This is a genomic window from Halodesulfurarchaeum sp. HSR-GB, from assembly GCF_031432215.1.
Taxonomy (GTDB): domain Archaea; phylum Halobacteriota; class Halobacteria; order Halobacteriales; family Halobacteriaceae; genus Halodesulfurarchaeum.
The window spans coordinates 504,352-518,063 of record NZ_JAVKGN010000001.1; the positions used below are offsets into that span (position 1 = coordinate 504,352).

9 protein-coding genes are annotated in these 13,712 nt (G+C 64.3%); 6 read left to right on the plus strand and 3 right to left on the minus strand.

From position 1 onward, the window contains the following. Positions 1-24: 24 nt before the first annotated feature. Genes hemC through RH831_RS02730 form a run of 3 tightly spaced genes read left to right on the plus strand, consistent with a single transcriptional unit; the run spans position 25 to position 3,266 of the window. Positions 25-1,095: a hydroxymethylbilane synthase gene (gene hemC / locus RH831_RS02720; protein ID WP_310552726.1), complete on the plus strand. Its 1,071-nt coding sequence runs from the start codon at positions 25-27 to the stop codon at positions 1,093-1,095. Next, complete coding sequence (locus RH831_RS02725; protein WP_310552727.1) at positions 1,092-1,817, plus strand: uroporphyrinogen-III synthase; 726 nt, start codon at positions 1,092-1,094, stop codon at positions 1,815-1,817. The genes hemC and RH831_RS02725 overlap by 4 nt, the downstream gene beginning before the upstream one ends. A gap of 36 nt (positions 1,818-1,853) precedes the next feature. Continuing rightward, on the plus strand, positions 1,854-3,266 hold the full coding sequence (locus RH831_RS02730) for a DHH family phosphoesterase (RefSeq protein ID WP_310552728.1): 1,413 nt from the start codon (positions 1,854-1,856) through the stop codon (positions 3,264-3,266). Here the strand turns inward: RH831_RS02730 and RH831_RS02735 are convergent. Further along, entirely contained in the window at positions 3,263-3,889 is a 627-nt protein-coding gene (locus RH831_RS02735) for a helix-turn-helix domain-containing protein (protein ID WP_310552729.1), read from the minus strand. The genes RH831_RS02730 and RH831_RS02735 overlap by 4 nt on opposite strands. Positions 3,890-4,210: 321 nt before the next feature. Between RH831_RS02735 and RH831_RS02740 the strand changes: the two genes are divergently transcribed. The 3 genes from RH831_RS02740 (at position 4,211) to RH831_RS02750 (ending at position 8,165) form a co-directional block, all read left to right on the plus strand. Then, positions 4,211-4,900: a helix-turn-helix domain-containing protein gene (locus RH831_RS02740; RefSeq protein WP_310552730.1), complete on the plus strand. Its 690-nt coding sequence runs from the start codon at positions 4,211-4,213 to the stop codon at positions 4,898-4,900. A gap of 619 nt (positions 4,901-5,519) precedes the next feature. After that, the gene (locus tag RH831_RS02745; RefSeq protein WP_310552731.1) at positions 5,520-6,302 is read left to right on the plus strand and encodes an IclR family transcriptional regulator; all 783 of its coding nucleotides are present in this window, start codon (positions 5,520-5,522) and stop codon (positions 6,300-6,302) included. A 129-nt stretch (positions 6,303-6,431) separates the two neighbouring features. Continuing rightward, complete coding sequence (locus RH831_RS02750; RefSeq protein ID WP_310552732.1) at positions 6,432-8,165, plus strand: BCCT family transporter; 1,734 nt, start codon at positions 6,432-6,434, stop codon at positions 8,163-8,165. Between the two features lie 77 nt (positions 8,166-8,242). On the opposite strand, the gene polC is transcribed toward RH831_RS02750, so the two are convergent. Further along, positions 8,243-13,249 carry a DNA polymerase II large subunit gene (polC, locus tag RH831_RS02755; protein WP_310552733.1) on the minus strand — a complete coding sequence of 1,669 codons (5,007 nt, stop codon included), beginning with the start codon at positions 13,247-13,249 and terminating at the stop codon, positions 8,243-8,245. Then, positions 13,250-13,663 (minus strand): PCC domain-containing protein, encoded by a 414-nt coding sequence (locus RH831_RS02760; RefSeq protein ID WP_310552734.1) that lies wholly within the window; start codon positions 13,661-13,663, stop codon positions 13,250-13,252. Between the last annotated feature and the right edge of the window lie 49 nt (positions 13,664-13,712).

A 13,712-nucleotide genomic window follows, 5' to 3' on the forward strand; every position in this document is an offset into this window, starting at 1 on the left:
CTCGCTGGGCCCCGAGCAGCGGACATGAGTACACAGGGCCCGCTCGAACTCGCGACGCGGGGCTCGGATCTGGCGCTTCGACAGGCCAGTCAGGTCCAGTCCTGGCTCGCGGACCACCGGATCGAAACGGATCTTCACGAGGTCGAGACCCGGGGCGATCGCATCGAGGACGCGTTGATCCAGGACCTGGGGAAGACTGGCGCCTTTGTCCGAGAACTCGACCGCCTGATCGTCGACGAGACCGTCGACGGGGCCGTCCACTCCATGAAGGACGTGCCGACCGACGAGCCCGAGGAGATCACCATCGCGGCCGTGCCCGGTCGCGGGCCAATCGGCGACGTGCTGGTCACTCCCGAGGGGGACACACTCGATGGACTGCCCACGGGCGCGACCGTCGGGACATCGAGTCTCCGGCGCGGAGCCCAGTTGCAGGCCCGCCGGCCCGATCTGGAAATCGAGCCGCTTCGGGGGAACGTCGACACCCGACTGGAGAAAGTCCTCGCACCCACGCTGCAGGCCGAACACGAGGCGCGGCTGGCGGCCGAGGAAGACGAGGACGTGAGCGCGCCGGACGAACTGTCGGTCGAGGAGTGGTTCGACTCCCTGGCCGAGATCGAGCGGGCCGCCCTGGGTCGGGAGGTCGAGGTCGAGTACGACGGGATCGTGCTCGCGAAAGCGGGGCTCTCCCGGAGTGGCCTCCTCGAGGCGGTCCCGACACACGACCTTCCCGTGGAGTCCCACGTCCCCGCCGCCGGGCAGGGTGCGCTGGCAGTCGCTGCCAAGGACGGCTCGGCCGCCGCCGAGGCCATCCACGAGGCGCTGGACCACGCGCCGGCCCGCATCGCCACGACGGTCGAGCGGATCGTCATGCAGGAACTCGGCGCCGGCTGTGTCGCCCCGCTGGGCATCCACGCAACCCTCCAGGGCGACGTGGTCAGGACCGCGGTGCAGGTGCTCAGCCGTGACGGGAGCGAGACGATCGCCGAGACCCGGGCGCTGGAAGTGAACCGATACGCGGCGGCAGCCCGCGAGTTCGCCGCCGATCTGGCCGACCGCGGGGCCGACACCCTGATTCAGGAGGCGAAACGCGAATGAGCGAGCGACCTCGCGTGGCGGTCTTCCGCCCGGACGACGAGCGAATGGCCCAGGCGATCGAGATGCTCGAATCCCTTGCCGTAAAGCCGGTCCCGGACCCGATGCTCGAAATCCGACCGACTGGGGCCACCCCACGCACGGACGCGGCCGTCACGATCCTCACGAGCAAGACGGGCGTCGAACTCGCCGAAGGATGGGCACCCGGCGACACACGGCTGGTCGCGATCGGACCCTCGACCGCCGAGGCCGCCGAAAACGCGGGGTTCGAGGTCGATCTGATCCCCGACGCCTACACCTCCGCCGGGCTCGTTGGGGCCCTCGCGGACTCGGTCGCCGGCGAACGCGTCGAGGTGGCCCGGAGCGACCACGGCAGTACCGTCCTCACCGACGGGCTGAACGAGGCCGGCGCCTACGTGCACGAGACCGTCCTCTACGAACTGACCACGCCCGCCGACGCGGGCGAGTCCGTCGAACTGGCCGCCGCTGGCGAGCTGGATGCCGCGCTTTTCACCTCCTCGTTGACCCTCGAGCACTTCCTCGCCATCGCGTCCGAGCGAGGGATCGAGGCCGAGGTCCGGGCGGGACTCGCCCAGGCGACGGTGGGCGCGATCGGCTCGCCAACCGCCGAGACGGCCGCGTCAATGGATCTTTCCGTGGACGTGGTCCCGGCGGACGCCGACTTCGAGGCCCTGGCCCGGGCGGTCGTCGCCGAACTCGACTGATCACGTTTATCCCGGATGCCGACCCACTTTCGGATGATGGATCCGCCGGTCCCAGCACTCCACGACCGGGCCGTGGCCGCCGCCGATCGGCTGCTCGCGGCCGAGTCAGTCCGGGTGGTCTCTCACGACGACGCCGACGGCCTGACGAGCGCGGCAATCGCTGTGACAGCCCTCGAACGGGCCGGGCTCGCGGTCGAGGTGGATATCAAACACGGGCTCGACGAGGCGGCGATCGACGATCTGGCCGCGACTGGTGGGACCGTCCTGTTCACCGATCTGGGGAGCGGCGGACTCGATCGACTCGCCGATACGGGGTCGTTCACGCCTATCGTCGCCGACCACCACGAACCGGCAGACGGGTCGATCGAACACCACCTCAATCCCCACTGTGTCGGGCTCGACGGGGGGCGGGAACTCGCCGGAGCCGGGACAGCCTATCTCCTCGCCCGGACCGTCCTGGATCGGGCTGGCGTCGACGAGCCCGACCCACGCGAACTCGCGGCACTGGCCGTCGTGGGGGCCGTGGGCGACCGGCAGACCGTCGACGGGGAACTCGTGGGGGCAAACGCCGCGATTGCTGCCGAGGGGGAGGCTGCCGGCGTCATCGAGAGCGGGACCGACCTCGCGATCTACGGCACGCAGACCCGGCCGCTGCCCAAACTGCTGGAGTACACCACGGACGTTCGAATCCCCGGAATCACCGGGAATCGACGGGGCGCGATTGGATTTCTGGAGGACCTGGACGTGGAGTTACGAACCGAGGCGGGCTGGCCGACCTGGGCGGATCTCGGGGCCGAAAAACGGACCCAGGTCGCGAGTGCGCTGCTCACTCGGGCCGTCGAGCGCGGGGTGCCCCCGGAGCGAATCGATGCGCTGGTGGGGACCAGTTACATCCTCTCCCGGGAGGAGCCAGGGACACAACTTCGGGACGCGAGCGAGTTCGCCACGCTCCTGAACGCGACGGCCCGCTACGAGGAAAGCGAGGTCGGGCTCGCCGTTTGCCGGGGGGATCGGGATGGCGCACTCGATCGAGCCGAAACGCTTCTCCGGAACCACCGGCGGAACATCTCCGCGGGGATCGAGTCCCTCGCCGAGACGGGCACGACCGAGACGGACCACCTCCAGTGGGTCCACGCCGGCGAGCAGATCCGGGCGACGATCGTCGGCATCGTGGCCGGGATGGCCCTGGGCGAGGGCGACATCGACCGACACACACCCATCGTCGCGTTCGCGAACAAGCCCGACGAGGGCATCAAGGTCTCCGCCAGGGCGAACGGCCGGCTCGGCGATCGGGGGCTAAATCTCGGGACGGCCCTGCGCGAGGCCGCCGCAACCGTCGGCGGCGAGGGTGGCGGGCACGCGATGGCTGCCGGCGCGACGATCCCCGAGGGAACAGAAGAACCGTTCGTCAGCGCCCTCGACGAGCGGATCGGCGCACAACTGAATTAGGCCAGAATCGAGTTCAGGAGCTTGGACTGAGCCGCGGCGAGGTGTTCGGTGAAGGTGGAGGTGGTGATGCCCAGTTCGTCGGCCACCTCTCCCGCGTTGGCGCCTTTTGGGTGATCGAAGTACCCCAGCCGATGGGCTGTCTCCAGAACCTCCCGCTGGCGATCCGTGAGTTCGCCCCGGTCGACGAGCACGAGATCGCCCTCGCCGGCCTCCTGTGCCCGGACGATGCGGACGATTCGCACGTCGGGGAACGTGTTGCGAACGCCGATGACCACCTCTCGAAGTTCGTCCATGTCCGCGACGTAGACGGCAAAGTGAAGCGCCCCGTCGACGGTTCGCACGTCCCGAACTGGCACGTCGAAATCCTGGACGATGCCACAGGGACAGCACTCGGCCTGCTCGCGCTGGAAGCGATAGACCGAGCGGTCGCCATAGGAGAACACCTGTGTCGCCTCCTCGATGTCGGGGTCGCCCTCGACGGCGAACTCCTCGGTGATCCGCCCCGATTCGGGGGCGACCGACCACGAGATGGACTTCGCGTCGCCAGCGTCCCCGAGATACTGTGTGATACGACAGGCATCTGGGCTCTCGAAGGCCAGCTCGGCCCGAATGCCAGTCGGCATGACCGTACAGAACGGAGTAGGCAGGTAAACCGTTCCGGCCCCAGCAAGCCTGGCCCCGTTCTCGCCCGAGAATTCCCCTATATGAGGGGGCAGTCAAAATACGCACGGCCTCGTATTTCATACCCCACATCGGCCGAAAACACCCTCTTCCCAGGTTTTTCACCGTTTTCAAAGGATGGGAAGCGCAACGTGTTTTAGGGTTACGGGCCCGTAAGTACCTCACATGTACGCGAAGGGCGATCGACAGGGCACGACCGTCACGCGACGGTCGCGAACGAACGCGTGGGGCGGGCACCGCCGCCGAAACGGTGCGGGGCCGTCATGAGCGCCCTCGCGGAGCAGCCAAGCGAGTCCGGCGAGTCGGGCGGCATCCGAGCGGAGATCCAGCTCGCCGATCTGCGGAGCTGTCCAGTCGCACAGGTTTCAAAGCAGGGCGTGGAGTGTTTCAACGTCTCCAAACGAGTCGACCCGGAGACCGGGCGAGTGACCGAGGAGTTCGCGACGGACGCCGATCTGGACGGGGAATCGGGCCTGGATCCCGTCTTCTCGTATGGAAACCAATCGGTCTACCGCTTCCAGCGGACCTTCGGTCACGACTGTGCCTGCGAACTCGTCGAGGAGTATGACTGCCCGATCGTCGACGTTCAGGCCCAGGACGGCGATCTGACGATGGTGTTTCACGCGCCATCGATGGACGAGCTCCGGGGAGCCGTGACGGCCTTGCGGGAGTCGTTCCCCGACGTGGACGTCAAACGACTGGTCAGCTCCCGCGACGAGGACGGCAGTGAGGACCTGGTCTTCGTTGACCGCGGCGTGCTCACCGACCGCCAGCGGGAAGTCCTCGAAACGGCCCACGAGCTCGGTTACTTCCAGCATCCCAAGGGCGCCAACGCGGGTGAAGTCGCCGACGAACTGGACATCACCACCTCCACCTTCACCGAACACCTCGCCGCAGCCCAGTCCAAGCTCCTCGACGCGATCCTCGAAGAACCCGAGCCAGTCGGGACCTGACCACCCGTCGATCGCCACAGTTCACGTTTTTCGACTTCGAGAGTTTCTGTTCGATTTTACCGAAGCAGGCCTGAAACCGCCAGTAAGGACCATTCTCGGCGTTTTGGGCCTATTCTGTCGGCCAAAATGGGTCAGATCAGTTTCGATTTTTTATATAGCAGTATTTGGTTTATAGACGGGTTTTGGGTCGCCAGATCACACAAACCCAATGGGCACTACCACGGACCAATCTAGCAAGCATCCGCCTCAGTCTAGCCACCCAGCGTGCAAGCTGTCGTGAGACGCGGTCGAGATCTGACCACCCCAATTACCCAACCAACCCCACAGCAACCACCAGGGCCAAAAATCTGCCTGATAAACCACATCCCGATATACGAAATCAGCGACCGGACGACCACGAGCCAGGGACCCGACTCGAAGCCACAGCAGCACCTGTCCGAAGCGAACTGGGGGAAATTTCGCCAACTGGATCGGTTGGGGAAATTCCACCAACTACCAGAGTTCTGTCTTCAATAATGCAACAGAACCCCTCAATAAACTGTATTTCGCTATATTAAATTCAGTACCACGGGACGCCCAATAGCAACATTTTCCATAACGTGAAACCGAATCGAAACTGATGAACGAGCATCGGGGACGGACCCACGAGACCACGGACACCTCACTTCGCGTGCTCGATGCCGTCGCGGACCTCGAAGGGGCCACGGTGAGCGAGATCGCCGACGAACTGGACATGGCAGTCAGTACGGCCCACAAACACCTCCAGACCCTCTTGGGAAACGGCCTGATCGTCAAGCACGACGACGAGTACCAGCTCGGGCTCAAACTCTACCACCTCGGGTCGAAAGCCAAACGCCGGGAGCCACAGTTCATGCTCGCCCGCGAGAAGACCTACGAGCTCGCGGAGCGGACCCGCGAGGTCGTGAACTTCTCGGTCCTGGAGAACGGCCGCGCGATCACCCTCTTCGACAGTCTCGATACCGGGACCCTCGAAGGATTCCAGCGCGGACAGTACTTCTACCTCCACAGCACGGCCGCGGGCAAGGCGATGCTCGCCGAGATGGACGAGTCCCAGATCGATACGATCGTCGACCAGTGGGGACTCCCGAAGTTCACGGAGTACACGATCACGGACCGCGAGACACTCTGTGAGGAGCTCGAACAGGTCCGCAAGCGCGGGTACGCGGTCAACAAACAGGAGTCCTGGGAGAACCTCAAGGCAGTCGCGGTCCCCGTCACGGCCTCGGATGGGGAAGTCCTGGGCGCGATGGACGTCTCCGGTTCGCCCCACCGGATCTCCTACGAGCGCTCGATCGCTCGAACCCTCGCCAAGAGCGTCGACGAACTCGAACGAGCCCTGGAGTCCCATACTGTTCTCGAGTCCCACTGGAACGACCGGTAACGAAAGCGGCGAATCGTGGGACTTTTCCTCGCGTATTCGAGAGTTCGTTCTGTCGGCTTGACACTGGTGAGTGTGGGGAGAGCTCCCAATGTTTCAAAAAACAACCAGATTGTTGTCATAACTCAAACCATGGACAGTGACGATCAGGGCGAACGGGACGCAGAATGGTGGTCGAAACGACAGGAGGAGCTCCTGTATGCGGATTCGGACAGGGAGCCAGGCGAGGGGAACCTCACGGGGTTCGGGATCGACGCCCACCCGGTCGTGTTCCCGATCTCGCTGGCGATGATCGCGCTCTTTCTGGTGGGCACGATTCTCTTGGGCGATACGGCCGCGACGGCCTACGAGACGATCAATTCGGTGATCAACGCGAACCTGGGGTGGCTGTACATCTTCTCGGCCAACGTCTTTTTGCTGACGTTGGTGTACTTCGCGGCGAGTCGCTACGGCGACATCCGCATCGGGGGCCTCGGAGCACGGCCTGACTACACGACCTTCGAGTGGATGGCGATGCTCTTCAGCGCCGGGATGGGTATCGGCCTGATGTTCTGGAGCGTCGCCGAACCGATGAACCACCTCGCGACCGGTGGCGGGACGATGTTCCCGTTCACGCCGAACACTGCCGAGGCCGGGCGTGCAGCCCTCGGAATCACCTTCTTCCACTGGGGCATTCACCCGTGGGGAATCTTCGGGCTGGTGGCGCTGGGGCTTTCCTTCTTCGCCTTCAACCGCGGGCTTCCGCTCACTTTCCGCTCGATGTTCTACCCGCTCTTTGGCGATCGCGTCTTCGACTGGCCGGGCCACATCGTCGACCTGGTGACCGTCTTCGCCACGATCTTCGGGCTGGCGACCTCGCTCGGACTCGGAGCCTCACAGATCAACGTGGGGCTCTCGGTCGTCCTCGAACGGCTGGTCGGAACCGGGGTCCCGTTCGGGGCCGGGACCCAACTGCTCATCATCGCGGCGATCACCGCGATCACGGGCATCTCGGTGGGCCTGGGCATCGACAAGGGCCTGAAGCGGCTGAGCACGATCAACGTCTACCTGATGGTCCTGCTCATGCTCTTTGTCCTCGCGGTTGGCCCGACGCGCTATCTGCTGGAGGGTATCATCCGCGAAGTGGGCTTTTACATCCAGAATCTGCCCCACATGTCCCTGTTCACGGAGACCTTCATGGGGCCGCTAACCGACCAGGCCGGCAAGGAGGCCGGCTGGCAGGATAGCTGGACGATCTTCTACTGGGGCTGGTGGATCGCGTGGTCGCCCTTCGTCGGGCTGTTCATCGCCCGCATCTCCCGGGGTCGGTCGATCCGACAGATGATCCTCGGGGTCTTGCTGCTGCCGACCGGCTTCTCGATGGCGTTCCTGGGCTCGTTCGGCGGGCTGGCAGTCTTCACCGAACTCGAACTCGGCGGGACGATCCAGCAGACGGTCGTCGAGCAGGGGTCGGCCTACGCCATGTTCGAGTTGCTGGGGGCCTATCCGCTCTCGACGATCACCTCAGCCGCCGCGGTGGGCCTCGTGGTCACCTTCTTCGTGACTTCCGCCGACTCGGGCTCGCAGGTCATCGCGCTGGTGACTGCCGGCGGGAAGCTCAACGTGTCCCAGCGCCAGCGTATGCTCTGGGCGATCGTCGTGGGCATCGTCGCCGCGGCCCTGCTGGTCGGTGGCGGCCTCAACGCCCTCCAGACGGCGGCGATCACCACGGGGCTGCCCTTTGCCGGCGTCATCCTCATCCTGATCTACACGCTCTACCAGGGACTTCAGGAGGAGTACGAGACGCTCCAGGAGATCGAAACCCCGCCCGGCGCGGCCGGTGGGTCCAGTCCCAGTTCACCGGTGCCACAGACTGACGACGACTGAACACCCAACTTTTACTGCGCTCGGTCCCTCCGCGACCTCGCTTGCAAAAGCTGGACCAAAACGTCCGCTTTCGGCACTCACATAAAGTCCGCAATACCTGACTGTTTGTTCTTGTCGTTCTCGAAGATCGACTCGATCGAGCGTTCGAGGATGTGGAGGCGCTGTTTGGTGTACTCCCGCGAGCCGTACTCCTCGGCGACCTCGATGGCCGTATCGAGGTACTTGGTCACCGACCCCTCGTGAACGGTGAGGGTCACGTCGCCGCCACACTTCCGGCACTCGCCAGTCAGGGGCGCCCGCCGGTACTTCGCGCCACAGGAGAGACACCGAACCTCCTGGCGGGTGAACGCCCGCAGGTTTCCGATTAGATCCGGCAGGAAGTGATACTCGATCACCCGCTCGGCGACGTCGGTCTCGTCGACGGCCCGAAGCTTCCGGGCGAGTTCGAGCTGAGCCTCCATCTTGTCCATCATCGACTCCAGGGTCTTGTACGCCGAGAGATCCGGCCCGAGCGCGATGTCAGAGGTGTCGTGTGTGAACCCGAAGTCCGAGTAGGCCCGGTCGGTCCCCAGGTGGGCCTCCGCGATTTCGATGTCGACCTCGCCGGGGTCGGCCATCTCCCGGGTCGCCTCGTAGAACTCTCTGGGGTACTGGTCCACCGTGTCGACGTTGTGGGCCTCGTCGTCGATCTCCGCCGGGTCGATCCGCGAGGACATCACGAGCGGGGCGTCCATCCGCCCGCCACGCTGGTCGGGAAGGTACTGCTTCGAGAAGTTGAGCAGGCCGTCCATCAGGAGCATCACACAATCTTCGTCACCGTCACACTGCTTCTGGGAGGTGTCGTTGACGATGACCGAATGCGTCTCCGGAACCGTGAGGCTGTACGTATGTTCGACCTTCGATTCAGCATACGTGACCTGCGCGACTTCGTCGATCAGATAATCTCCCTCCCCGCCGTCAAATACACGTCGTCCCCGTGATTCGATCGAATCAGTCTGAGAGATCAATCTATCGTGCTTACGTGGAAGGTGAAAGCCAACCTCCTCCCCAAACCGAACGGCGTCCGTGGACGAGATGGTGAGAACGTAGCTCCGCTCGGAAGTGGATTCGTTTCCTGGATCGTAGACATCTGGGAACTTTTCAGCCAGTTTCACAGGATCTACGGACTTAACTCGGGCCGTAATGCCAAGCCGTGTGAGCAGGCCAAGCAAGTCCTCTTTCAGTTCCTTGCTAACTGTCGTCGCCGATACGACCAGGCGGTCTTTCTCCACGGTTCCGTCGCCACTGAAGTACCCACTGAGAAACGCTGCAACCACGTCTTTCGTCGCATCAAAGATACAGTCAGGAGCTCGCTTCTCCGCTGCATCGAGCCCAGCAGCTAGCACGTCTTCGAAGAAAACTCGCATCAATCGCCCGGAGACAGTAACTTTGTACTCGTTCTCGCGATAGGGTTCGACCCCAAATGCGTTTTCAAACGTATCGACGAAAAAATCACGAGCAGTTGATTCCACCCCGGAAATAGTCGTCTGATGTATCGTTCCCTTCGGCGTCTCCTGTTTTCGAGCGAAGCCCTCGGCAGTATAATAGCCAATCAGCGTGGCAAGATCGGTGTCGAGAGTGATCGTCCGATCGATTTCGGTCCGGTCACGTTTCATCCCCAAAGTCACATCACCCGGAACCCGATCGATAACTGCTCCGGGCGAGTCAAGCAATTCCAGCAACAGCGAAGCTGGAATGCTCTCCCGGTAAATGTAGTTACTTAACGCCTTCTTCGTCAAGCCGAGGTGTTTCGCTGTGCTCTGGAGTGGATAAAACTCACCGTCCCAATCCTTGGCGAGCACTGACTCAAAGAGATCATAGAGGAACTCCTTATCGAACCCTTTCACCATCAGCGCGCTCGGATCGATTTCGGGAGTCGAGAGGAACTCCGCTAGGAGATCGAACTGTTTCGGTTCGGACGACGGCTCAAAAACGTCGAGATTGGCGGGAGTAACCAGCGAATCGTCCTCGCTCACCTCACTCGCCATTTTGGCACTGATTCCGGAGCCATCAAACACGTGAACGTCGTGGTCAGGAGTGACAGTAACCTCCCGGCCGCTTCGCGTCTCGATGGTGACCATGTGATCAGTCGCCTGATGCTTCGAAACCGCCTCCACCGGCTTGCGAACGATCTCGCCGTCCTGACTCAACGAGGGAACGAACACCGTCTCGTCGATATCCTGCACCAGAGTTCCGAAATCGTCCTCGTCTGCGGTTTCGGGATCAAGCCGGGGCTCAACGAGATCCGAAATACGGTCGTAGTGCCAGACACCATTTTCGTCCTCGAACCAGATCTTCGTCTCGGGGTGGAAGCAATTCCGGCGCTTTGAGGCGTGAAAGTACGGATGCGCGTAGCCAACCGCCGCCGAGGTGAACCCGGCGACCCGCCCGACGACCGCCGCGGAGGTGTGTGGGGCCATTCCGAAGACGAGTTCGCCGATCAAATCCTCGCGATCCTCGAGTTCGTAGAAGGGGTCTAACTCGTAATAGTCCGTGAGGAGTTCGTCGACGAAATCCGCGGTCTTGAGCATGTGTTCGGCGGCCCCATCCGAGAGGATCACGTCCTGAACCCGCAGTTCGACCAGTTGATCGGCGTGCTCCAGCGGGTCGCCGTTAATATCCGTCTCGTAGCCCAACTCCCGGAAGTCCGCGACGGTCACGTCCAGTTCTGCAGGCCGAACCGCGGTCACCGGGAGGTCGGTCATGTCGTACCGGACCGTCCCGTCCTTGAACGCCGTCACGCCGTGTTTGGCCCGGAGCACGCCCTTCTCCATCGGCTCGGGGACCTTGGTCTTGGACATCAGCCCCTTGACGCCCTTCACGATGTCGAGGGAGGTCTCGCGCTCCTCGACGGCCGCCAGGGCATCGTTGAACTCCCTGCCCACGTCCACGGTCTGGATGTCGACGTTCGAGAGCGAGCGCTCACAGCGCGGACACTCCACGCGACCGGCCTCGTCCGGTTCGACACGAATGGAACACTCGGGGCACTCGTAGTACGGCTTCGTCCGCTCGCCACACGCCGGACAGCGGGGTTTGTACGTGTGCTCGCCACAGGCGACACAGACCCGCTCGCCGAGTTCCACCTCGACGGTTCCCTGGGTTCCGTCGATGGAGTCCCCCGCAGCGGCCGCTTTGCCCACGTCCCGCTGATTCCCCCCGGCCTCCCCGATCGGGAAGAGGGTGTGGACCGCGGGGCTCAGGTCACGGGACTCGGATTTCTCCGGGCGGCCCATCCGGTTCCCGATCCGGGTCGGGGCCCGCTCGCGGACCTCGAAGGGAGCGATCTCCTCGATCGCCTTCATGGCGTTCTCCCAGTCGAGAGCGGCCTCGGAAAGGTCCGCCAGGGCCCACTGTCGTTCGAGGTCGGTGCTGACCCCCACCGTCTCCGCGAGCGGTTGCCAGTCCTCGATCTGGAGGGTGTCCGCGTCCTGGTGATGCCCGATCAGGAGCACCTCCAATATCTCCCGAACCGGCTCCGTGCGGGGGACAGAGAGGGCCTCCCCCTCGATCGTCGCCTCGGACAGGGCCGCGGCGAGCGTGTCGAGGTCCTCGACGCTGATGTCGTGATAGAGGTAGGTGTAGGCGGGATGGAGCGGCGCGTCGTGATCGCGGGCCCAGTTGAGCGCCTGGGCCGGCTCCGGATCGGCGAGATCGACATAGGGCGAGTCCCGCAGCGCCTGCACGTCAGCCCCCGCTGCAGCCAGGTCCTGCACCCACCACTCGGTGGTGTAGGACGCGGGCGCGAGGGGTTTGTTGTTCTCGACGAACTCCCCGTAGTTCACCAGGTACTCGCCGACGTCGAGGATCGCCTCCACGCCGTTTCGCACTTCGAGGGCCTCCGCGGGGTCGTCGATGCGGCGGACGTCCCCGTTGGCGAGTTTGACCGTCGGTCCCTCGATGGAGTCGACCGGGATCACGCCGGCGGCCTTGCCCGGGCGCTCGGTCTTGATCTGGGTGCCCGTCGCGAGGAAGTCATCGACGAGGTGCATCGTCGCCGGATGAACCCCGGCCGTGGCGAAGCCGTGATTGCGGGCTCGACCGTACCGGAGTCGAAAGCCGCCAGGCTCGCTCGGGTGCGAGAAGACCGGTCGGCCCGCGATGAGATCCCGGAGGTATTTGGTCTTGGGCGGGGCCCGTGGCGGGCCCGCCTGCTCGTCCGATTCGGCCTCGACGTCGCCATCGGCCTCCTCCTCGGCGTCGTCTTCACCCACGTCCCCATCGATCAGCGCCTGCAACCAGGGCCACTCAACATCGTCGAGTTCGTCCGTGTACCGCTTGATCTTCGGGGCCTTGAGCGCGATCCCCTCCGCGAGAACCAGACACATCCCCCCGCGGGGGCTGTTGGTGTCGACCCGTTCGAGGTCCCGATAGCCCGAGACCTCGCCGTCGCCGGTTGCCTCCCCGTCGAGCATGATCGGCACGTTCCGGGCGATGTGAGTTGCCTCCTCGTCGGAGGGCGTGTACTGCAGGCCGGTCTCCTTATCGTAGAGGGCGATCTCCTCGGCGTACCGCTCGATCTCTTCCTCGCGGGGTTGGAAGGCCTCGATGCCCAGAAGCGAGCGCGCGTAGTCCGCGACCAGCACCGACAGCGCCTGGGCTGTGCCGCCGGCCGAGCGAATCGGGCCGGCGTAGGCGACCGAGACGAACTCGGTCCCGTCGTCGTTCGTCCGCAGTTCGACCCGGTCGATCCCCTCGATCGGCGCGGCGACGACCCCCTCGGTGAGCAGGGCGACAGCGGTGCGAACCGCGCCCTCGACTTTGCCCTGGCGGGTGTCGTAGTCGCCAACCGTCCCCTCGACGAAGTCCTCGACGAGCATGAGCGCGGCTCGCTCTCTGGAGTAGTCGCCTTCGAGTTCGCGCACGCGCTCGGCGACCCCGTCGATGCCCAGAATGTTCTCCACGCGGTCGGCCATGTCGGTGGCCACGGGGATCTCGACCTCGGGCGTGGGGTCCTCGCCACGCTCGCGGGCGGTCTCCGCGATGTCGATGGCCCGGTCCAGCCGGGTTTCCAGTTCGTCGAAGTACTGGGCGTCGACCTCGCGCATCTACAGATCGAGCCGGTCGAGCCCGGTGGCGTCGTCACGGTCCCTGTCGAGTGATTCCTCGAATCCCCAAAGGAGGGCCTCGCCGCCGTAGACTGTCGCCGATTCGATCCGGCCGGCGACGGCCTGGCCCGAGGGGCGCGAGAAGACCCCCTGAACGGCGAGTTCGGGGCCGGCGGTCACCGTCCCGGTGAACACGGGCATTTCGAGCGGTTCGTCGAAGGCAAGGGCGTCGGCGGCGAAGGCGTCCTGATCGTAGACAGCCAGTTCGAGCTCGCGGACGGCCCCGGAGCCGAGAATCCAGGCCGATTCCAGGTCGGCCTGAGCGACGGCGGCTTCGAGTTCCGCGAGTAGAGACTCGTCGTACGCAAGATCGACGAGCAGGGTCCGGTCGGGGGACACCTCCTGAAAGCGCATACCGACCGGGACGGGACCCGCGGGCAAAAAGCTGGCCTCTCCTGAATCG

Coding starts and splice junctions, on each gene's coding strand:
- RH831_RS02740 (WP_310552730.1), top strand. CDS start 4,211: ATGAGCGCCCTCGCGGAGCAGCCAAGCGAGTCCGGCGAGTCGGGCGGC.
- RH831_RS02735 (WP_310552729.1), bottom strand. CDS start 3,889: ATGCCGACTGGCATTCGGGCCGAGCTGGCCTTCGAGAGCCCAGATGCC.
- polC (WP_310552733.1), bottom strand. CDS start 13,249: ATGCGCGAGGTCGACGCCCAGTACTTCGACGAACTGGAAACCCGGCTG.
- RH831_RS02750 (WP_310552732.1), top strand. CDS start 6,432: ATGGACAGTGACGATCAGGGCGAACGGGACGCAGAATGGTGGTCGAAA.
- RH831_RS02745 (WP_310552731.1), top strand. CDS start 5,520: ATGAACGAGCATCGGGGACGGACCCACGAGACCACGGACACCTCACTT.
- RH831_RS02725 (WP_310552727.1), top strand. CDS start 1,092: ATGAGCGAGCGACCTCGCGTGGCGGTCTTCCGCCCGGACGACGAGCGA.
- RH831_RS02760 (WP_310552734.1), bottom strand. CDS start 13,663: ATGCGCTTTCAGGAGGTGTCCCCCGACCGGACCCTGCTCGTCGATCTT.
- hemC (WP_310552726.1), top strand. CDS start 25: ATGAGTACACAGGGCCCGCTCGAACTCGCGACGCGGGGCTCGGATCTG.
- RH831_RS02730 (WP_310552728.1), top strand. CDS start 1,854: ATGGATCCGCCGGTCCCAGCACTCCACGACCGGGCCGTGGCCGCCGCC.